The following is a 20438-nucleotide window of genomic DNA, read 5'->3' on the forward strand; positions in this document are numbered from 1 at the left end:
TTTTTGTGTTTTAAAGCGCTCGCAAAATCATGATTGCGGATGTCCCGCGAGAACAGTCATGCTGCCGATGAATATGGCCGTCATTGCCGGATTAATGACCATCTTGGGTCTGATTCTTCACTTCGGTGTTCACCGGGTAAGTTGGCAAAAAATCACATGGAAGTGGATTGAGTGGGTTGTAAAGGGCATCCCCGATGTTTTGACATTGGGAATTTTGACGGCGACCGCAATTGCCAAACTCAATTTGGAAACTGATTCAAGTTTGTGGGCTGTCGCCACAAGCCTGGCAGGCGTCATGTTTGTAACGTGGAAGATTCTCCAATATCGTGTGGAATCTTGTTTGAAGGCAGCCGACAAGGAAATCAAAAATCGATTGGAACGCGCCAAATCTGAAAGCCGCTTTCGCACCGAGTTGCTGGCCGCTTTCCATGTGTTTGTGAAAAGAAAATTGGACAGAACCCTCGCGGTCGTCGTTTCACGGCAGAATTCTGATCGGAGCGCAAGCATTTCCAACGCCCGCGAGGCATTGACCCCGACTCCCCAACTACGGCAGATTTTGGAAACCCTTGGCACACTTCTTCAAGCAAGAGGCAATGATAAATTGGGGCGCCGGCCAAATGTACGATTGGGTGTGTACGTGGAGGGAGCTGATGGCGCGATGAAGCCTCTTCATGCCATCAGCATGAACCAAGGGCATACGGAGCCATTCTCTTCTTACCGGGATCATCAAGAGGGGTTTCAAGTTGGCGCCACTGACCGGCAATCGCAAATTGTGCGATGTGTTCGAGAAAAAACACCGATTATGATCGTGGCTGATTGCGAGAATGCGGCCGAAAAGGGCGATTTTTTCTTCTTCAGTGAAGTGCAGCGAAACTATCTGAAGTCCCTTTGCGTACACTATCTGGAGGAAGTTTGCGACGGAACGGGCAGGATGGTTGAAGGTGTCCTTTCCATTGACGCTGATTTGTCGAATGTGTTTGAAGAAACAGAACGAGAAGATTTGCTACTGTGTTTGCAAGAGTTTGGCCTGCGGATTAAGTTTGAAATGCTTTTGAAATCTTTGCTTGGTGAGAAATCATGATGCCAGCAGAAACGCCAACAATCTCAACTGAAATTCCAACCCGGCAGGATGAGGAAGAACGCCAAATTCTTCGAGAACGAGAGGAGCTTCGTGATCGGTTTTTGGAAATCCGACAGCGCGAATTTGAACGACTGGAACGAATCATTGAAGGCGGGGTTTCGCAGAAACGCTAATTCACTACGACAAATTTGCCATTAACATCAAAAAGCCCCCGCATGATCATGCGGGGGCTTTTTTCGTTTCACTGTCCTTCAAAAACAGACTTTACCAATCGTTCGCCAGCACTTCGCCGCCGCTCGGGGTGCAGGCGGCCCACCAGGTGGCGTCGGTGATGCTGGGGCGGACCATGCGGACGCTGCCGTCGATCAGGCCGGTGAGGATGCCGTCCGTCTTGACCGTCGTGGCCCGGACGCGGTTGCAATTGGCGGTGGAACCGCTGGGGATGGCGCCGAACTGCGGGGCTTTCTTGTGGTCGGTGCCGTTGGCGCTGTAGAAGGCGAACAGCGGTGGGTATTCCCACGACGAATCGTAGCGAGGGTAAGACCATTCATTGGTGTAGAAGGTCGAGCAGACGGCGATGCGTTCGGTGATGGCGATGGTGTTGGAGGTGCCGTCCGTCACGGCGGCAATCGGCAGAATGTTGGTCGTGCCGGCGGCGGTTCCGCTTCGCAGCACATAGCCCAGGCCGGTGTAGTTGGCGGCATAGCCGGTCATGTAGTGGCCGTAGGCATCCAGCGCGTTCGGGGGAAGCGTGGGGTCGCGCGGGTTGACGTAGGGTTTCACCATGTAGTTGTTGGTGTTGTAAAGGATGTCCCAGTTGCCCGTGTTGCGGATGTTGCTGATGGAATCCTGCTCCACATAGGAGAGAATGTACGTGAACAGGGTGCCGTAGGGGTACTTCGGGTCGGCGTTCGCGGTGTAGGTGTAGAGGCTGCCGGTGTTGGAGCTCAAGGCGGGGGGCAGGTAGCCGTTCGTGTTTTCAAAGTTGTTGATGCACAGGCAGAGTTGCTTGATGTTGTTCGTGCTGGAAATCCGGTTGGCGGCGTCGCGGATCTTTTGCACCGCCGGCAGCAGCAAGCCGATGAGGATGGCGATGATGGCAATCACCACCAGCAGTTCAATCAACGTGAATCCGGTTCGACGATTCTGACTCATGGGAACCTCGGGTTGGAACACCTCTCTCACCGGACAACTTGCAGATTATGTTCGACGAGAGAAAATACAGATCAAATACAGATACAAACAGAAGAGAGCGATGAAATACAGAATAGGTCCGTCGTTTGTGCTTTCAACCAAACAATTGTTTAGGTTGTGAGAAGATTCTCACCCGGACTTATGGTAATTTCAAGCTCAAAATTGAAATAAAATGCACGAAAAGCGGCGAGTTTTTGGGATGAAATCTGTACGTACAGATTGTTAAGGTGTATGATAATATCTCGATCACTTTTCGGAGCGGCCGTGAATTCAACATCCAAGATGGCGTCGGAGGACGGGCCGGGCTACTTCGCGCTCTTTGAAAAACTGGCCGGCCGGATTCGGACGGGAGAATGGGGCGACGGCCGGTTGCCAACGGTTCGCGCCCTCGCGGCCGAATACGGCGTGTCCGCTTACACTGCCCAGAAAGCGATGCAAATCCTGCAACATGAGGGGTTGATCGTCGCCAAGGACCGGTCGGGGACGTTCGTCGCCCCGGCTCCCAAGCCGGCGGCCGTGAAACCCGTGACCAGCCCGTGGGCGCTTGTCCTGCGCGTGTCGCCGGGGCCGAGCCGGCAGGCGTCCGAGGCGGCCTCGCGGGTCGGGTTTGATCGGGTGGCCGTCGAAAGCGGGATGCCGTTTGTGCCGGTGGTGTTTGAAATCGATCCGCGAGACGGGAACGCCAACCCGGATGTTGCCGTCCGCGCCGCCGTGGCGGGAGGGGCGAAAGGGGTGATTTTTCTGCCGTCACGGGTGAGCGAGGCCGGACGCCAGCAGGATGAGGAGTTTTTGGCCGGGTGCCGGTCGGCCGGCCTGCCGGTGGTTTTGGTGGATCGAAACATCCGCGGTCCGGCCCGGTCGTTGACGCATGACCTCGTCGCCTCCGACCACTTTGAGGGGGGCCGGACCTGCACCGAGCATTTGATCTCGACGGGGCGAAAACGGATCGCCTGCGTCCTCGCGTCCCCGACCAGCAGCCACTCGGACCGGCTCGCCGGTTATCTGTATGCCATCGGCGCCAACCCCGGCGGCCTCGCGCCACTGGTGCTGTACCCGCCGGAGGGAATGGACCAAACGGCCGTGTTCGGCTGGCTCGCGGACCAAGTGTTGGCCGAGCGGGCGGACGCCGTTTTGTGCTATCAAGACTACACGGCGGTGGGATTGATTCTCGAATTGCTGCTGCGAGGCACGACCGTGCCGGCCGATGTGGCCGTGGTCGGATGCGATGATCTCCCCATCGGAAACAGTTTCACCCTCGGCGTGACAACCTATTCCTATCCGTCAACGGAGATCGCCCGCTGGGCGGTCCGGTTGCTGGAGAACCGGCTCGCCCATCCGACGGACCCGCCCGCGAAGATGGTTCTTCCGGGGAGGCTCATTGTGAGGAACAGTTCAGTTCCTTCTTCGCGAACACCTGCGGTCCGATCAACCCGGCCGTTGCCAGAGTGAAGACGATCCCGGCGACTGATACCGCGTATGACAGCGGGACGAAGAACTCCAGCCGGTTCGTCCCGGAGAAGGCGACATCCCGGAACAACTGGATCAGAACCGAGCCGGAATACCCCACGCCGTCCGCCAACTGGACCGCAAACACCGACGTTCCGGGAAAGCGGGCGGCCGCCACCAGTCGCTCGAACAGCACCACGCCGAACGGCACATATGCCAGATAAAGCCCCACGCCGACCGCCGCCACCCACTCCAGCCCGTCAATCCGGCCCGCGCGAAAACCGAGGGTTGAGAGGCCGATGACCGCGAACCCCGCCAGCACGAACCCGCACACGACCGCCAGCGCCCGCCGATGGTCGTGGACCAGATTCAGACAGGCCAAAGCAACCAGCGCGCCGCCGACCGCCCAGATATCCACGCTCATGAACAGGCCGGGATGCCCCGGATATCCCAATTCAAGTAGCAATTCCCGCCCGTACAGATCGCGGAAGTCGCGGTAGGCCGTCAGGAGAAAATAGGCCCCGAACAGCGGAATCAGACCCAGCCCGAAATGCCGCAAGAACACCCGGCGAAGGGGTCGGCCCACGTTTGCCCGAACCGACCGGGCGGTTTCATCCGCGAGCGTCGGCGCCGGCAGGTGGTCCAGCAACGCCACGCCGATGGCGTATGGAACCAAGAACACAAACCCCGCGACGGCCGGCATCCATTCCCGTGGCACATCATGAGCCAAGATCCATAACGCCACATCCTTTGTCGCCGCCCCGGCCATCAGGAACGCCGTGCTGACGCCGACCAAAAGCATGTCGCTGATGCGCCGGCCTTCCAAATAACGGACCACCAACCCCCAAACAATCCCGAGTGGCAGGCCATTCCCGAACAAGGCCAGCGGCCACAGGGCCGGGGGAAGAACCGTGATGGCCAGCAACATCAACTCGGCCCACCCGGCCACCCCCAGCAACAGGGCGGCCCGCCAGCGGCGGGGAGTCTCGGCGCAAGCCCAGGCTCCGGCGTATTTGGACAGCATGTAGCCGATGATCTGCCCGAGAACACAAGCCGTCTTCAAATCGATTCGGGTGCCGAGATACTTTTCCCCCGGAAACGCGAGGGCGTCAAATGGCTTCCGCAGGCCGTAGATGCAGAAGTAGGTGATGAAAGAGGCGGTGAGGGCATAGGCGACAAACACCCACGACGGGGCGACCGCGAGACGATCGGAAATGGTCCGGCGATGCGGAGTGTTGATGTCACGACTCGGGTAGATAAGGCGGGTTCGCCGGAGGAATCTCGGGTTCGCCGATTAGTTTGGCAATGAATTGATGTGTATGAATGTTTGCCCCGCCCGGCAGGAGGATGCCGGGGGGCAACGGTCCGACAGCGCCGACTTCCTCAATTCTTCTTTTTCCCCATGCCCGTGATCGTCTGCATGGCGGCTTGGATTTTCTTTTGTTCTGCTTTGTCCGTCGAGTTCTTGCGGGCTTCTTTGAGGGAGTCGAGACAGAGTTTTTTGAGGTCTTCCTCCTTGGTCATCGCCCCCAGGTCGCCGATGCCCATTTCCATGTTTCCACGGGCGTTGAGGTCTTTCTCGTCTTTGAGGGCTTTCGTCAGGGCTTCGATGGCGGCCTTCTTGTCCGGCGGGTCGATGGCGCCGAGCGTCCGGCCGGCTTCGCCGCGAACTTTGGCGTCTTTGTCTTTGATCGTTTCCGTGATCTGGTCGATGTACGGCGTGACAAACTTGAGCGAGGCCGACCCAAGCTTGGCGAGTTCCGTGAGGGCCTGAAGCCGGAGCTTGACATCCTTGCTCTTGAGGTTGTCGGCATACTTCTTGGCTTCCTCTTCTTTGGAAGCCGCCGAAAGAGTCAGCCCCCCAAACAGGAGCAAGATGCCGGCGAGGGCAAACGGACGACGAACGAACATGATGACGTTCCTTCTGGAAGAGAATTGGGTGATCGGCTACTTCATGAAACCCGCCGGAGGGGGAGGGGTTTCGGGGACGGTTGTTCCGGGAATCTTCCGGGGCATTCAAGAGCCGGGGGACGTGAGTCCTCCGGGTGTTGTCCTTGGTCGTCAGTCAAAAGGTCGGTGATTTTGCTTGCGAAGGCCACCCGAGGGACTCACGTCCCCCGGCTCTTGAATACCTTGGCGCAAAGTTTCAGGGGCACAAAACCCCTTCTTAATTCCTCAACTCATCCGCCCGGTCCACGTCTACGGTGGCGCTGTTGTTGTAAAAATTCAGGATGATCGCCAGGGCGATGGCGGCCTCCCCGGCGGCCAGAACGATCACCAGCAGGGCGAAGATCTGGCCCTCCATCGCAAAGCCGGGCACATAGCGGGCGCAGGCGACGAAGTTCACATTGGCGGCGTTTAACACCAGTTCCACGCCCATCAGGATGCCGATGGCATTTCGCTTGGTGACAATGCACAACAGCCCGCAGGAGAACAGGAACGCCGCGAGAATCAGGTAGGGCGTCAGGCCGAGTTCCATTATGACCGCCCTTCTTCCTTGGACCGCCGCTTCGCCCGTGCGAGGTAGGCCGCCCCGATGAGGACGACCAGCAAATGCACCGAGACGATTTCAAACGGCAGCAGATAATTGCCCAAAAAAGCCGTTCCGAGGGGACCGGCCGAGGGAAGCGTGTTCGTCGCCGGTTTCGGGTGGTTTTCCCCAAACCCCAGTGACACATGCACCAGCACGGCGAACAAGGCGATGGCCAGAATGCCCCCCACCAGCCATTCCGGCCCGGCGGTTTTGATTTTCAAAAACTGTTGTTGGGCGGTCAGCATCACCCCGAACACCACCAGCACCATCGTCCCGCCGACGTAGACGATCAATTGCGTGGCCCCGACGAATTCCGCGCCCAGCAGGAAATACAGGGTGGAAACGCCGATGAGTGTGAACAGCAACCACACGGCGCTGCGGACGATGTCCCGCGTGAGCGCGACCGACAGGGCCGACAGGGCCGTGGCCCCGGCGATCACGGCGAACAGGATGACATCCAAATTCACACGGTCTCCCGGTTGGTCACGGCGGGGTGATGGCGGTCGGCCGGCCGGCCCACACGCCGGGAAGTTCCCGGTTCGGCGTCGTCAGCGGGCCGGTGAACAGTTTCACCACCAGCAAGATGCTCGCCAGCAGCGTGCCGACACCGGCCACGATCTTCCAGCTATTTTCGACGAGATTGGGCACGTAGAGTTCCCAAACACAGACGCCGAGCAGCAATCCGCACGAAATCGGCAGGAAGTATTTCAGGCAGGTCATCATCACTTGGTCGATTCGCAGGCGGGGAAGCGACCAGCGCATCCACATCATCACGAACACCAAAAAGAAGCCCTTGAAGATGAACACCGCCAGATTGAGCAGATGACCGGCCCAGCCGAATTTCTCGCTTGGCTCGAATGGCAACAAGCCGGTGTGCCAGCCGCCGAGGAACAACAGGGTGGCCGCCCCGCTGACGGCGAACATGCTGGCGTACTCGGCCATGAAGAACACGCTCCAGCGCAGACCGCTGTATTCGGTGTGGAAACCGGCCACCAGTTCGCTCTCGGCCTCGGCCAAATCGAACGGGGCGCGTTTGCAACTCGCGGTTGCCACGATGAAGAAAATGACAAAGGCCACCAGCGTGAAGGGGTCGTGGAACACATTCCACTGCCAGAAGAACCCTTGTTGTTGATGGCCGATGGTGTTCAGGTTCAACGTTCCCGCCACGATGACGGGAACCAGCACGCACAGCGAACGCGGCACCTCATAACTGACAACTTGGGCCGCTTCCCGGATGCCGCCAAAGAGGGACCACTTGCTTCCGGAGGAATACCCGGCGAGGATCACCCCGAAGATTTCGCTGGAAAGAACCGCGAGAACAAAGAAAGCCGCGACGTTGAGCGGATAGGCCACGATGCCGTTGCCGAACGGCAGGGAAATGAACGCCACAAACGACGCACAGAAGGCCACATACGGGGCCATGTTGAACAACAGTTTGTCCGCCACATCCGGCGAAACATCTTCCTTGGTGAGCAGCTTGAGGCCGTCGGCCAGTGTTTGCAGCAACCCATACGGCCCGACGCGGGTGGGGCCGAGCCGGTCTTGCATCCGGGCGGAAACTTTGCGTTCCAGCCAGATGAAAAACAACGCGCTGGTGGCCACAAAGGTGACGAGCAACCCGGCGGCAACAACGGCGCCCGCGATCATGTCAAACGGCGTCGGTAGGAAGGAGAAGAGATCCTTCACGGGGAGAGCCACTTCCTGAGAGTCGGTTCCGAAAAGACCGTAGGAAGAGTTTAGGCGGGAAGTGGGGAGATTCTAGGTTTCATTTCCGGGCGAGCCGGATCATTGGCCATCCCCGGTATCTTCCCTTCAATGACGCCATCGGAATCTTCGCTCACCGAAAGGATTCGATGTCCCGTGGCGTGATTGTCTGGCTGTTGGCCATCGGTTCGGTCGCGGCCGGTGTCTGGGTGATGAATCTGAGATCAGGCGACGGGCTTCCTGTTTGGGCGAGGGTGGAGTTGCTTCCCCCGGCCGAACAAGAGTTGATTGAGTTTTTGTTGTTGCTCCCGGCGGCCGCGTTGTTGTGCGCCATCGTGCGGAACGTGTTGGGGTTCGCCACGTTTGGAACCTTTGCCCCCGCGCTGTTAGGGCTGGCGTTTCGGGAGACGGATTCCCCGGTCGGGCTGTTTGTGTTGATGATTGTTCTCACCTTTGGCTGGGCGTTGCGGCGAGGCGTCGCCGGGTTGAATTTGCTGCAAGTGCCCCGTTCTTCCGTGATGCTGTCGCTGGTTTCCGCGTTGTTGGTGTTGTTCGTGTTCTGGTCAAACTCGCAGGGAAGACCGCTGGCCAGCGCGCTGCCGTTCCTGCCGCTGGTGATCGTCACCGGATTGGTGGAACGCTTCTGGGCGATGGAAGAGGAAGACGGTACCGGCCCGGCCGTGAATGTCATGCTGACGACTCTGGCGACGGCCGGGGTGATCTTCCTGTTGGCCCGGTGGGGTGTCGTGCGGGATTTGTTTCGCCATCACCCGGAGGCGCTGATGTTTGTCTTGGCCGGGCAATTGCTCTTGGGCCGCTACACAGGCTATCGGCTGACGGAACTCTATCGTTTCAGAAACATGACGAATTGAGAGGCGCGAGGAAAGAGAAGAAGCCGGGTGAGACGAATCAAGCCCCCCGGCGTTGCCAGAGGAACTCCTTGACGTACAGCCGGCTGGTGATTTTGCCGTTCCATTTCACCTTCAGCCCTTCTTGCTCCAAGGCGGCGCGCACCATTCGGCCCACTTCGACGCCCTTCGAGTCGTTCCCGGAGAGATGGCCGAATCCAATGTGCAGGCCGCCCCCGCTCAGTGCGCCCTCCTGATCCTGTTCGGTGAAGAAGCAGTGGCCGGCGTATCCTGATTTCTTTCCTCCGGCATCGCGGTAAGCGTCCTCGACTTCCTCCAATCCGTCTGACTGGGTGAACCCGGCCGTTTGGAGGGTGATTATCCCTTGCTGTTCAAGAGTCTCGAAGGCCCGGTCGAGGCGGTCGCAATCGGTCACTTTCGGCCAGGTCTTTTCCGCCTTCCGCTTGGCCGCGAACTCACGGCGGATCTCCTTGTCAAGCCACTTCGGGTCTATCTCATCTCCCTCGCCAAGTTGCTCCTCGATCATGATGGCGATTTCTTCCCGGTCGTGCTCCCCTCTCCAGACAAAGCCCCGAACCCAGTGCAGGATATCCTCCCGTGTGACGCCGCCCGAATCCTCGTCATCCGGTGGCGTTTCGCGTGCTTTGCCCATGAATCACCTCTCGATTCTCGCCGGTTTTCTCAGCTCGCTTTGAGCCACGGCTCGCAAAGTCCGCGAAGGCGATCAGCGTCACGCCGAGGAAATAATAGCCGATATTGATCGGGGAAAAGGTCATGCCCAGAAACCACCGGACCAAGAACATGTGGTGATATTCGGCCGGAATGCCCGTCAATTTGAAAAACTCGACCGCCAGACAACAAGCAAACGCCATCGTGGCGATGAACAGCGGCCGTTTGCGAACCAAGAGCATGGCCAGGGCGAGGTAGGCGGCCACCGCATAAAGGATTTCTCCCAGAACCTTGTCCCAGAGATACCAACCCGCCGGACACAACCGGGACGCGAGACCGAGCGCCACCGTGACAGCAAGGGCCAAGAGCAAACGAAACATGGGCGTCCCCTCTCTATCGGCATAACGCCCGCCATCCGTGTTTCCGTGGCCGGACGAATCTGGCTGGTGTCTTTGTCTTTCGTTCTTGCGATTCTCCTTATTTCTCCGGCTTCGCCTTCTGGCTCAGCAAGAAGGCCAGCAGGTTTTGGAAGTCTTCTTCTTTCATCGTGTCGAGGAAGTTGGCGGGCATCGGGGAGAGGTTGGTCTGGCGTTTGTTGTCCACGTCCTTGGCGGGGACGCGGATTTCTTTGCCGAGGTTGTCCACCAGCACCAGAATGCCCCCTTCTTCGCGGGCGAGGAGGCCGGTCAGGGTTCGGCCGTTGGACAGTTCCAGTGTTGTCGCCCGGAAGGCTTGGTCAACGTTTCGGGACGGGTCCAGCACGTCTTCCAGCAAGCGTTCGATGCCGCGGATGCCGATGCCGTCGAGTTGTGGGCCGAATTTGGCTCCCTCTTGGGCGATCTGATGGCAAACCGCGCAGGATGTCTTGAACAACGCCGCCCCGAGTTTGGCGTCCGGTTTGGCTTTCTCGAAGTTTGCTTTTCGCTGGGCCAGCGTGGCAAGCATCTTCTGGTCGGCGCTCGGCAGCCCCTTGGTCAGTTCGGCGATGCGTTCGTTCACCTTGGGAAGTTTGCTGTCCGTCAATTTCGCCTGCACCGGGCGTTCCTGCAACAACCGGGCCGAGGCTTTGCCTGCCTTCACGGCGGTCAGCAGTTGCTCGGCACCCTCCGGTCGGCCGGCCATCGCGGTGGCGATGCCGGTTTGCAACCGGGCCGGGGCTTGGGCGATTCCCTTCAACAGTTGGGCATAAGCCTCGGGCGTGCCGACTGTGCCCAGCACGCCGGCCACTTTCTCGCGGGCCGCCACGCTTTCATCCGCTTGGTTCAGCAAGTTGCCGAGTTGCGTCACGGCCGAAGTGGCATCAAGATTCAACATCGCGCCGAAGGCGGCAGCCCGCAGGTTCACATCGCGGTCCTTGCGGGCGGCGAACGCGGCCACCGGCTCGTAGGAGGTTTTCAGCTTGAGGGCCGAGGCCACGTCGAAACAGGTTTGCACCGTCTTCGGGTCAGTGTCGGCCAATCCCTCGGTGATGAGTTGGTGGGCCATTTCAAGGTCACCCTTGTCGAAGCGGGTGCCGCGTTGTTGCAGGCCGCGTTGGTAGCCTTGGAACATGGCCAGCGTTAGGCGGGTGTTCTTGGGAGCGTGGGTTTTCACGAACTCGAACAGAGCCGGGGCTTCGTCCCCGTAACGGCTCGCGTGTTCCACAAAAGCGGCCAATTGCGGCGAGCCGCCGAGCGATTTGAGATTGGCGGTGACGAACTCGGCCGATTGCATGTTGCCGATGCCGAGGGCAATCTCGGCGACCGTGCGGATCGCCGCTTCGTCGAGTTTCTCCCCCTTCAAGGCGGTCCAGGCGCCGGGTTGCCGAAGCGTTTCTCGCAGGGCGATGCGGGTAGAATGCCGCAGGGCCACGTCGTTGGTGATCTTCGGCAGGCCGTTGAGCAGAAGGGAGAGATTCTTGACGTTCGGCACGGCCGTCATGTTGTCCGTCAGCGCCCGGTCAACTTGGGGTTGGTCGCTGGGGAATTTGCTGGTCTCTTGTTCCAGCCGTTGAGCTTTGTCCCGGTGTTCCCGGTCGCGTTCCCATTCTTTGATGGCCGTTCGCAGTCGCAACCGATGAGTTTCCGTCACCGGCATCTCCGGGCTGGCGGCCTCATGTTTTCGCATTTCTCGTTGCATATAACTGAACAGGCTCTCGGCTTCGTCAGCCCACAGACGATGCGCCCGGCGAATGTCCTCCGCCTCCGGAGTCGCTTCGATGATTTCTTTGGCATTTAACTCAGCTTGTTCTGATCGATAGTTGATGATCGCATGAGTGGCCTGCATCCGGACGGTGATGTTCGGATGGCCGAGCAGCAGTTCCAGTTTTTCGCGGTTGAGTTTCAACAGGTTGCCGACGGGCTTCGGAGCCGGCGCCTTGCCGTCCAGTCCCTTCCAGACAATACGCCAGATGCGGCCCTTGGTGCGGTCGCGGCCCGGATGTTTCAGGTCCACTTCATAGTGCCCGATGATCTTGTTGTAAAAGTCGGTGATGTAGAGCGCGCCGTCCGGCCCGAGCTTGATGTCCGTCGGCCGGAACCACGGGTCGCCGCTGTTCAGGAAGTTCGGCTGCAACACCGCCTTGGGAGTGGAGCCGGTGAACTCGATCTTGTCCAGGTTGATCTTGTTGGTGACGACATTCCCGAGGAACATCATCCCCTTGTATTCCTTGGGGAAATGATCGGCCTCGTACCATTGCAAGCCGCACAGGCCGGTGGAGTCGTGGTCGTGGCCGATCATGTCCGGCCCGTAGCCGAGACCGTCGTGCGGCTTGCCGAAACTTTGATAAACGGCGCCGCGAATCAGTTGCGTCATCGGCCGGGAATGGCAGTCGGCGTTGTAGAGGTTAAAGTAGGTGTCGTAAGTCATCCCGAACGGGTTGACCTGGCCCCGCGTGAAGACTTCAATGCGCGAGCCGTCCGGTCGGAAGCGGATGGTGTTTCCGCTGTTCAGCGTGATCTCGTGGCCGTCCTTGCCTTTCGCCTTGGAATCGTTCGAGAAACCGTGGCAGGCATAGACCCAACCGTCCGGCATCAGGGTGAACGAGTTGACCATCCCGTGTGTGTCGCGGATGCCAAAGAATCCGAAAAGTTTCACCCGTTCGTCGGCCTTGCCGTCGCCGTCCGTATCGGTCAGCTTCCAGATGAAACAACCGGGCGGGTTCACGGTTGTGTCGATGCTCGACACAATCACGCTCTTGCAATCCGGCAGCGGCAGCACGCCGATGGGGATGTTCAGATCATCGGCGAACACCGTCACCTTGCGAGCCTTGCCGTCTTCCCCGAAGTCGTCGAGGACGACGACCTTGTCCCGCCCCGGCTTGCCCATCGCCGCGAACGGGTATTCTTGGGAGCAGGTCACCCACATCCGGCCCATCAGGTCAAAGGCCACTTGCATGGGCTTGAGGATGTCCGGCTCGGCGACGACAAGTTGAGCCTCGAAGCCCGGCGGCAGTTTGAACGTCTTGCGTTCCTCCTCCGGCGTCAGGGCGTCCGTCGGGGCGATGGTGGGCTGGGCCAGTGCCGGCCAGGAAAGAAGAAGCAACAAGGCCAGCGAGTGAAACGGCCGCATGATGGATTCACCGACGAAGGTAGGGAGAGGGCGGTTGGGGAAGGAGATTGTAACCCGCCGGGGCGAACGAGGAAAGAGTGAAGCCGGTCAGACGCGGCGAAACACCGCGCAGGAATTGCTTCCGCCGAAGCCGAATGAGTTGGAAATGGCCACGTCCACCCGGCCTTCGCGGGCGGTCAGCGGCACATGGCACAGGTCACATTCCGGGTCGATCTCGCGCAGGTTGATCGTCGGCGGGATGGCCTGCCGCTCGAAGGTAATCAGGCAGGCTAGCGCCTCAAACGCGGAGGCGGCGGTGATCAAATGCCCGGACATGCTCTTGGTGGAACTCACCGGGATGTTGCGATAGTTCTCGCCGAAGATCTCGCGCAGCCCCTTCGCCTCAGCCGTGTCCCCCACGGGGGTGGCGGTGCCGTGGGCGTTGACGTAATGAACCGCCGACGCATCCAACCGGGCTTCGGTCAGAGCTTTTTGCACAGCGGCAATCGCCTGCACCGGGTTTGGCGCGGGGATCACGGGGTGGTAGGCATCGCTGCTCAGGCCGACGCTCATCAGTTCCCCGAGGGGGACGGCCGAACGGGCTTTCGCCTTCGAGGCGGGTTCCAACACAAAGGCGGTTCCCCCCTCGCCCATCACAAAACCGTCCCGGTTCTTGTCGAATGGCCGGGAGGCTCCCTGCGGATCGTCGTTCAACCGGGAGAGCGCCCGGAGATTGCCGAAGCCTGCCAGCACCAGCGGCGTCAGCGTGAGATCGGCGGCCCCGGCCACGACGGCATCGCACCAGCCAAGTTCCAGCCAGCGTTTGGCTTGGGCGAGGGCGTAGTTCCCGCTGGAGCAGGCCGTCGACAGCGTGGCCGACGGGCCGGTGAGGCCAAGGTTTTGTTTCAAGAAAGCGATGAGCGGCCGCTGATCGTAAGCCAGTTCGCACGCCGGGATGTCGGGGTTCATGTGCCCCATGCGTTCCCAGTGCAACCCGAATTCGCCGGCGCTGCTGAAAGCGAGGCCGATTCGGAGGTTGTGGCGAGATTCCCAAAGTCCGGCATTTTTCAACGCCGAGACGATGCACCAAATGGCCACCTGTTCGACGGGAATCAGCGAGGCGAAATCCCCTTCCCAACCGTCCGGTTTCGGGAAGGTGGTCAGCCTGGACCCGATTTGGCACGGGTGATTGGACACATCGAAATGATCGATGCGATGGATGGCGGACCGTCCCGCCAGCAAGCCGTCGGCCACTTCCGCGACCGTCACGCCGTGCGGCACGTTCACCCCGGCCCCGGTGATCCAGATGGGTTCCTTCGTCATGGGGTGGCCGCCTCCGGAATCAGCCGGGAGATCGCTTTCCAACCGGTTTCGCCCGGCGAGGATCGTTCGTTTGCCGACTCCACGCCGACGACAAACGCCTCCCCGATGGCGTTTGGCCCGGTGGAAATGTCATCCCGCCAGTTGGCCCACACCATCCAACCGCCGGTGACATCTCCCCCGGCGATCCAGCTTGCCATGCCGAGGCAGACATCTTCTTGGGTTCCCGGCACGCCGCCGATTCCCATGTTCGGGCCGTTAATGCCCAAGGCTTGGCTCAACAAACCGGAAAGCGAATGAAGCAGGCAATGAGGGATATAGTGCGGCGAGACGGACCAAGCCCCTTGGGCGTGATACTTCTCCAGGGAATCCTTCATGCGGTTTCGGCCCGGCAGACACGGATTGGCCGCGACGCCCCAGCCGGCCTGTTGTTCCTTGGTGATGCCGTATTGGATGATGGCCGAGCGAAGAGCCGCCAAAGAGAACAGTGTCAACTCGTCGGCTTGCTTGAGGATGCTCACGGAGATCTTGTCCCCGAAGAACTGTTGAAGCGGGGCGCGCAGCGAGGGAATTTCCGACACGGGACAGATGACCCGGCCGACAGCCGCCACCCGGACTGGCACGCCGGGAGCCAAATTCACCACGGTCGGCAAGCTTGCTGGAGCTTCCATAAGGTCGTGTATAGGGAGATTGGGCGAAGACGGTAACCGGGGCAGGGCATTCCGCAAACACAAAAGCCCCGCCGCTGGCACGGCGAGGCTGACAATCAACTGAATTTTCCGGTCATTTGCCCGGCAGGAAAATCGGGGCGGACGGAATGTCGTCTTCCGATGAAGCGCCCCCCGGACTAGCCGGGGCAACCGGAGCCGTCAACGGGGCGGGCAACCGCACGGGCGGGGCCACCTGTTGATGTCCGACGGGCACGGCTGGATATCCGCCGAGGCCGGCGGGCGGGTTCAAGCCGGGGAGGGACGGACCGTTCGGTCCCTTGCCCAAGGAGTTCGGCAGCGGTTCCGGGGCGTGGCTGATCGGCGGCAACGCCGGGGCCTCGGGCATGGGAACCGTGTACGGCGCGGGCGGGTTGAAGGTCGGATTCGCCGGTTGGGCGGCCAAGCCACTCGGGCTACCACCCGGCGAAGCGGGCGGTGGTTGATCGAAGATTTCCGTGGTCACCGTGATCGGCCCGTTCGGGCCTTGCGTCACCGTGACTCCCGGTTGCGGCAGTCCCGGTCCTTGCGGGATGCCGCCGGTTTGCGGGGCCGGGACAACCGGCGGGGCCTGCATCACCGGGGCCGCCGGGGTGTACAACGTCGCCGGGCCGGGAGGCGGGGCATAGCCCATTCCCGGCGGTTGCATTTGCATTTGTTGCGGCTGCATTTGCATTTGCGGCTGCATCTGCGGGGCCATCATGGGCTGCCCCGGCTGTTGATAGCTAACCGGATAGACCATGCCGCCGGAACCCATGATCGGCTGTTGTTGGGCCATCATTTGTTGCGGCATCATCTGCTGCTGGGGATATCCCTGATTTTGCGGATACCCTTGGTTCATCATCATTTGCTGCTGGGGCATCATGCCCGGCTGCATCATGGGAAGGTTCTGCCCGGCCTGAACCCGGCCAAACGCCGGAGAAGCGGGCATCATCCCCGCGACGGCGTTGGGCATGTCCGGCTGACGGGCCGCCCACGGGCTGGGGATTTGAGTTCCCGGCGTCTGACATCCGGTCAACGCGCCCAGACAAAGCCCCGCCCCGGCGAGGATCATCCGGCCGCTTCGTCGGATTAGTTGCTTCTTCATGGCATGCCCCCCCGGCGCCGAGTCTCAAGTTTCAACTTCCAAGTTGAAAACCAGCCGATTTGAGGCGTTTGGTTTTCAACTTGAAACTTGGAAGTTGAAACTTGAAACTTCTTCTTCAAAACTCGAAACCAACATCAGCCAATACGTTCGTTAGTTGCCCGGCTTCGGCGGCGGCGGGGCCGCGCCCGGAACGCCGGGGACCGGGTTCGGGTTCTTGGCCCGGTCGCGGTCCTTCGGGTTAAGCAGGCCGGCCGCTTCTTCCTGATAGGAGAGTTCCCGCGTCAGGGGGAAGTCCGGCTCCTCGGGGAAGTATTGCGGCGGATGGTTTTCCAAATAATGGCCGGAGGGAAGCGTCATGCCGCCCATCCATGTCTGGCAGCCGGTCGCGCCGACAACCGAAAGGCTCAGAGCCGCGAAGCCCCACATCCGCAGTCCGCGAATCGTCATGTTCAATGCCCCCACGGAACCATACGGTCGGTCCGTCGCCCGGAATCACATGGTCTCTCTTTCGGTTTGTTCACCGGCCCAATTGAATGGATTTGTCGGAAACTCTCAAAAAACAGAATGGGCGGCCGCGGCGGCCTTTGCCGATTTTTCCCGGCGTGACCCGGTTGCCCCGTCGGGTCGGTTACCCGATGATCCCGAAATTGCGTACAATGCCCGCATCGCTAGGGGTGTCCGCTTGAGGAACAACCGGACTGAGAACACACCCTTGGAACCCGATCCGGGTCATGCCGGCGTGGGAAAGCGACCTTCGGACAGGGATGAGGGATGAGGGATGAGGGATGAGGGAAAACCCGGCTCTCGGCGTGTCTGCACTCGCCGATGAAGCGACTGGTTTTCTTTCATCCCTCATCCCTCATCCCTCATCCCTTCCAAAAGTCTCCCGCCCGTGGCCATTCCGCTACAGGTTAAAAAATGACACAACTTGAATCTGCCCGACAAGGGATCATCACCCCCGAAATGCAATACGTCGCCAAACGGGAAGACTTGGAGCCGGAGTTGATCCGGGCCGAAGTTGCCCGCGGGCGCATGGTCATTCCGGCGAATGTGGTCCACTTGAAGAAGAGCCTGGAGCCGATGGCCATCGGCATCGCCTCCAAGTGCAAGATCAACGCCAACATCGGCAACTCGGCGGTGACGGGCAAGGCCGAGGACGAGTTGGAAAAGCTGCACACGGCCGTGCATCTCGGGTCGGACACCGTGATGGATCTTTCTACCGGCGGCAACATCGACGGCATTCGGCAGGCGATCATCGAAGCCTCCCCCGTGCCCATCGGGACGGTGCCGATTTACCAAGTGATCCAGAACGTCAAGGAAGTGGCCGACATCACGCCGAAGATGATGCTCGACATGGTCGAGCATCAGGCCAAACAGGGCGTGGACTACATGACTATCCACGCCGGGGTTTTGTTGGAATACGTTCCGCTGACCCGTGACCGGGTAACGGGTATTGTCAGCCGGGGCGGCTCTCTGATGGCCCAATGGATGATCGCCCACCACAAGGAAAACCCGTGGTACACGCACTTCGGCGAACTGTGCGAAATCATGAAGCAATACGACGTGACGTTCTCGTTGGGTGATGGCCTGCGGCCCGGCTCCCTCGCGGACGCCAACGACAAGGCCCAATTCGCCGAACTCAAGACGCTCGGCGACCTGACGCTCAAAGCTTGGGAACACGGCTGTCAGGTGATGATCGAAGGGCCGGGGCACATCCCGATGCACCTCGTGAAGATGAACGTCGAAAAGCAACGGGCCGAATGCCACGAAGCCCCGTTCTATGTGCTCGGGCCGCTCGTGACGGACATCGCCCCCGGTTATGACCACATCACCAGCGCCATCGGCGCCGCCATCGCGGCCGAAGCCGGGGCGGCGATGCTGTGCTACGTGACGCCGAAGGAACACCTCGGCTTGCCGAACAAGGACGACGTGCGACAGGGGGTGATCGCCTACAAGATCGCCGCCCACGCCGGGGACATCGCCCGCGGTCGCAAAAACGCCCGCGACCGGGACGACGCCCTGAGCAAAGCCCGCTTTGAGTTCGACTGGAACAAGCAATTTGAACTCTCCCTCGACCCGGAAACCGCCCGCCGGATGCACGACGAGACGCTGCCGAACGACGTGTTCAAAAGTTCCAAGTTCTGCTCGATGTGCGGTCCGAAGTTCTGCTCGATGCGGATCACCCAAGACGTGCGGAAGCTGGCCGATGAAGCCGAAAAGATTTCGTTGTCGCTGACCTTGGCGAAGAGCTAAGGGATAGGGTTTAGGGTTTAGGGTTTAGGGTTTAGGGTTTAGGAATTTGGCAAACAGGGTTGCGGCTTGGTTCGTTATTAAGACTCTGGTTAGAGTTTTCTGGCAAACTCTACATCCTGCATCTCAAATCTTAGACTCTTCGCCCCATCATCAAAACGTTCGCTCAAGCCTCTCTGCTAAACCCTAACCCCTACACCCTAAACCCTAATACGCCGATTTTTCCAATTCTCCGGTCGCGCCTCAAAGCCGTCAGGCGCGTGCGCGTCGGTCCAGCTTGTCTCACTTGACCAGTTTAGGCATATTCCCCATACGAAATTGCTTCTCAATGCTCGGCGCAGGCCCTCGGCGCGGCGATAGTGATTGTGCTTCCCCGGCACGGACGTGAATGTCGTTTCTCAGAAATGGGTTTCGGCAGGAGCGACGGGGAAGAATGAGATTTTCTTCAGGAGGCTGTTCGTGCGATGGTGCGTCGGGTGGGATGCGGAGTACCAGCCAGCATTCTAACCACCTCTCTGCTCTTGAGGGACGCAACCGGTCAACCCCATCACCCAAGTGTTGACCTCCGAACGTGAGAATCCCGGCCTGCAAAATCAAACTTGATTGGTGGCAAACAAATCAAGAGAGGTCTGCTCGGAAAAGGCCGACGATCCACACGACCGGATATCTGTCATCTGGCCTGGGAACCGGATGACAACTCACCAAAGCCGGGCGATTCTCCACGACTCCGGAGGATCGGCCGGCTTGATGTGTTTTTGGGCGAAGCAGTTCAGACAATTCAGAGAAGACCTCTCGCAAAGCTCGCAAAGGGGACGCAAAACTCGCCAAGAGCCGACGAAAAATGGTTCTCGAATCATCCGGCCCCGGAGTCATCATTTATTTCATCGACTCTTGGCGAGCTTTGCGTCCCCTTTGCGAGCTTTGCGTGAACTCTTCCCATATTCAGATTTGCCCTTCGCGCCCCACGTCCGCCTTGGTAGGTTAGCCCGGTCAGGCAAATCCCGAGGAGTGGGCATGGGCGAGCTGTTTGAGCAGATGAAGCAGGTGTTTTTGAATCTTCTCAACCCCACGGAGTTGATGAAGGTGCTGGAGCAACCGGAGATCATGATGGCCGCGTTTATCGCGGTGACCATGGTGATCTTCACGGAAACCGGGCTGCTCATCGGCTTCTTCCTGCCCGGTGATTCGCTGCTCGTGAGCGTTGGCATCGTCGCCTGGAACTCGGATTGGCCGATCGTTCTTTTGATGGGCATCTTGAGCGTGGCGGCCATCGTGGGTGATAGCGTTGGTTACTGGATCGGGCTGAAATCCGGGCCGCGCATTTTTAACCGGGAGAAATCATTCTTCTTCCGCAAAGACCATTTGTTGATGGCTCAAGCCTTCTACGAAAAGCACGGCGGCAAGACGATCATCCTCGCCCGGTTCATGCCGATCATCCGCACGTTTGCCCCGGTGGTGGCCGGCGTGGGCAAGATGGACTATCGCCGGTTCTTGATGTTCAACATCGTTGGCGGCGTGGCGTGGATTGTCAGCATGTTGTTGCTCGGCTACGCCATCACGCCGATGCTGGACCCGCCGCTCAAGGGCCTCTTCGGGCCGGAGTTTCAGACGGCGAAGCACATTGAAAAGGTCATCATTCTGGTGGTGCTGATTTCGATCTCCCCCGGCATCTACGCGGGCTTGAAAGGCTGGATGGCCAAACGCAAGGCCGCCGGCGCGGCGCTGGCAACGGCCAATGCGGTGACGACCCCGCCGTTGTGATGATTGGGGGAAAGTCGCGGGCGGGTAACCTAACCCCCCGACCCCCTTCCCTAAGAAGGAAGGGGGAGCAAGAGGGTAAAAATCTTCTTTCCGATCTTGAAGCGTCAGCGAGAGCCACGCCTGGGCCGGAGAAATATCTTCTCCCGATGGGCGGTGTCAGTGCCGGGGAAATTTGGCCCTCGTTAACGCTTCAGGCTCGGACAAAATACCAAAACCCTCTTGCTCCCCCTTCCTTTTTAGGGAAGGGGGGACGGGGGGTTAGGTTACCCGCCTGTGACCACCCATTTTG

The 20438-nt window shown here is 59.8% G+C and carries 19 protein-coding genes and 1 riboswitch; of the genes, 6 read left to right on the forward strand and 13 right to left on the reverse strand.

The genetic code is table 11. The features are described from left to right. The first annotated feature begins 58 nt into the window (after positions 1-58). Positions 59-1081: a hypothetical protein gene (locus BGIM_RS0113240; RefSeq protein ID WP_020470251.1), complete on the forward strand. Its 1023-nt coding sequence runs from the start codon at positions 59-61 to the stop codon at positions 1079-1081. Positions 1082-1345: 264 nt separating this feature from the next. On the opposite strand, the gene BGIM_RS0113250 is transcribed toward BGIM_RS0113240, so the two are convergent. Further along, entirely contained in the window at positions 1346-2236 is an 891-nt protein-coding gene (locus BGIM_RS0113250; RefSeq protein ID WP_020470253.1) for a DUF1559 family PulG-like putative transporter, read from the reverse strand. Between the two features lie 303 nt (positions 2237-2539). On the opposite strand from BGIM_RS0113250, the gene BGIM_RS0113255 reads away from it, so the two are divergent. Beyond that, entirely contained in the window at positions 2540-3724 is a 1185-nt protein-coding gene (locus BGIM_RS0113255) for a substrate-binding domain-containing protein (protein WP_020470254.1), read from the forward strand. Here the strand turns inward: BGIM_RS0113255 and BGIM_RS0113260 are convergent. Continuing rightward, complete coding sequence (locus BGIM_RS0113260) at positions 3651-4904, reverse strand: DUF5690 family protein (RefSeq protein ID WP_020470255.1); 1254 nt, start codon at positions 4902-4904, stop codon at positions 3651-3653. The genes BGIM_RS0113255 and BGIM_RS0113260 overlap by 74 nt on opposite strands. Before the next feature lie 200 nt (positions 4905-5104). Next, positions 5105-5632: a HEAT repeat domain-containing protein gene (locus tag BGIM_RS0113265; RefSeq protein WP_020470256.1), complete on the reverse strand. Its 528-nt coding sequence runs from the start codon at positions 5630-5632 to the stop codon at positions 5105-5107. Here BGIM_RS0113265 and BGIM_RS62825 point away from each other — a divergent pair. Continuing rightward, positions 5631-5801 (forward strand): hypothetical protein, encoded by a 171-nt coding sequence (locus BGIM_RS62825; protein WP_020470257.1) that lies wholly within the window; start codon positions 5631-5633, stop codon positions 5799-5801. The two genes, BGIM_RS0113265 and BGIM_RS62825, sit on opposite strands and share 2 nt — an antisense overlap. Positions 5802-5888: 87 nt before the next feature. Here the strand turns inward: BGIM_RS62825 and nuoK are convergent, their stop codons facing one another. The 3 genes from nuoK to nuoH are packed head-to-tail and all read right to left on the reverse strand — an operon-like array spanning position 5889 to position 7940. Beyond that, the gene (gene nuoK / locus BGIM_RS0113275; protein ID WP_020470258.1) at positions 5889-6200 is read right to left on the reverse strand and encodes an NADH-quinone oxidoreductase subunit NuoK; all 312 of its coding nucleotides are present in this window, start codon (positions 6198-6200) and stop codon (positions 5889-5891) included. Then, positions 6200-6721 (reverse strand): NADH-quinone oxidoreductase subunit J family protein, encoded by a 522-nt coding sequence (locus BGIM_RS0113280; RefSeq protein WP_020470259.1) that lies wholly within the window; start codon positions 6719-6721, stop codon positions 6200-6202. Before BGIM_RS0113280 ends, nuoK begins: the two co-directional genes overlap by 1 nt. A gap of 16 nt (positions 6722-6737) precedes the next feature. Continuing rightward, positions 6738-7940 carry an NADH-quinone oxidoreductase subunit NuoH gene (gene nuoH, locus BGIM_RS0113285; RefSeq protein WP_020470260.1) on the reverse strand — a complete coding sequence of 401 codons (1203 nt, stop codon included), beginning with the start codon at positions 7938-7940 and terminating at the stop codon, positions 6738-6740. A 167-nt stretch (positions 7941-8107) separates the two neighbouring features. Here nuoH and BGIM_RS50195 point away from each other — a divergent pair, with 167 nt between their 5' ends. Next, on the forward strand, positions 8108-8830 hold the full coding sequence (locus BGIM_RS50195) for a 7TM domain-containing protein (protein ID WP_020470261.1): 723 nt from the start codon (positions 8108-8110) through the stop codon (positions 8828-8830). A 37-nt stretch (positions 8831-8867) separates the two neighbouring features. Here BGIM_RS50195 and BGIM_RS0113295 read toward each other — a convergent pair whose 3' ends face one another. From BGIM_RS0113295 to BGIM_RS50205, 7 genes are all read right to left on the reverse strand, one after another. Then, on the reverse strand, positions 8868-9479 hold the full coding sequence (locus BGIM_RS0113295) for a DUF6891 domain-containing protein (RefSeq protein ID WP_020470262.1): 612 nt from the start codon (positions 9477-9479) through the stop codon (positions 8868-8870). Next, positions 9448-9876 (reverse strand): DUF2809 domain-containing protein, encoded by a 429-nt coding sequence (locus BGIM_RS57410; RefSeq protein ID WP_020470263.1) that lies wholly within the window; start codon positions 9874-9876, stop codon positions 9448-9450. The genes BGIM_RS0113295 and BGIM_RS57410 overlap by 32 nt, the downstream gene beginning before the upstream one ends. Before the next feature lie 97 nt (positions 9877-9973). After that, a complete protein-coding gene (locus BGIM_RS0113305; protein WP_020470264.1) occupies positions 9974-13045 on the reverse strand; it encodes a PVC-type heme-binding CxxCH protein in 3072 nt (1023 codons plus the stop codon). A gap of 87 nt (positions 13046-13132) precedes the next feature. Beyond that, positions 13133-14347, reverse strand: a complete 1215-nt coding sequence (locus BGIM_RS0113310; RefSeq protein ID WP_020470265.1) for a beta-ketoacyl-[acyl-carrier-protein] synthase family protein — start codon at positions 14345-14347, stop codon at positions 13133-13135. Then, entirely contained in the window at positions 14344-14997 is a 654-nt protein-coding gene (locus tag BGIM_RS0113315; RefSeq protein WP_020470266.1) for a hypothetical protein, read from the reverse strand. Before BGIM_RS0113315 ends, BGIM_RS0113310 begins: the two co-directional genes overlap by 4 nt. Before the next feature lie 130 nt (positions 14998-15127). Then, positions 15128-16138 carry a hypothetical protein gene (locus tag BGIM_RS0113320; RefSeq protein ID WP_029630014.1) on the reverse strand — a complete coding sequence of 337 codons (1011 nt, stop codon included), beginning with the start codon at positions 16136-16138 and terminating at the stop codon, positions 15128-15130. Positions 16139-16288: 150 nt separating this feature from the next. Beyond that, a complete protein-coding gene (locus tag BGIM_RS50205) occupies positions 16289-16585 on the reverse strand; it encodes a hypothetical protein (RefSeq protein ID WP_020470268.1) in 297 nt (98 codons plus the stop codon). Positions 16586-16798: 213 nt separating this feature from the next. Beyond that, positions 16799-16901, forward strand: a riboswitch (TPP riboswitch). A 155-nt stretch (positions 16902-17056) separates the two neighbouring features. Here BGIM_RS50205 and thiC point away from each other — a divergent pair. Both thiC and BGIM_RS0113345 read left to right on the forward strand, forming a co-directional pair. Beyond that, positions 17057-18391 (forward strand): phosphomethylpyrimidine synthase ThiC, encoded by a 1335-nt coding sequence (thiC, locus tag BGIM_RS0113340; protein WP_020470270.1) that lies wholly within the window; start codon positions 17057-17059, stop codon positions 18389-18391. Positions 18392-19402: 1011 nt separating this feature from the next. Beyond that, complete coding sequence (locus tag BGIM_RS0113345; protein WP_020470271.1) at positions 19403-20149, forward strand: DedA family protein; 747 nt, start codon at positions 19403-19405, stop codon at positions 20147-20149. Positions 20150-20438 lie beyond the last annotated feature (289 nt).

Origin of the sequence: Zavarzinella formosa DSM 19928 (genome assembly GCF_000255705.1) — a bacterium.
Lineage (GTDB): Bacteria > Planctomycetota > Planctomycetia > Gemmatales > Gemmataceae > Zavarzinella > Zavarzinella formosa.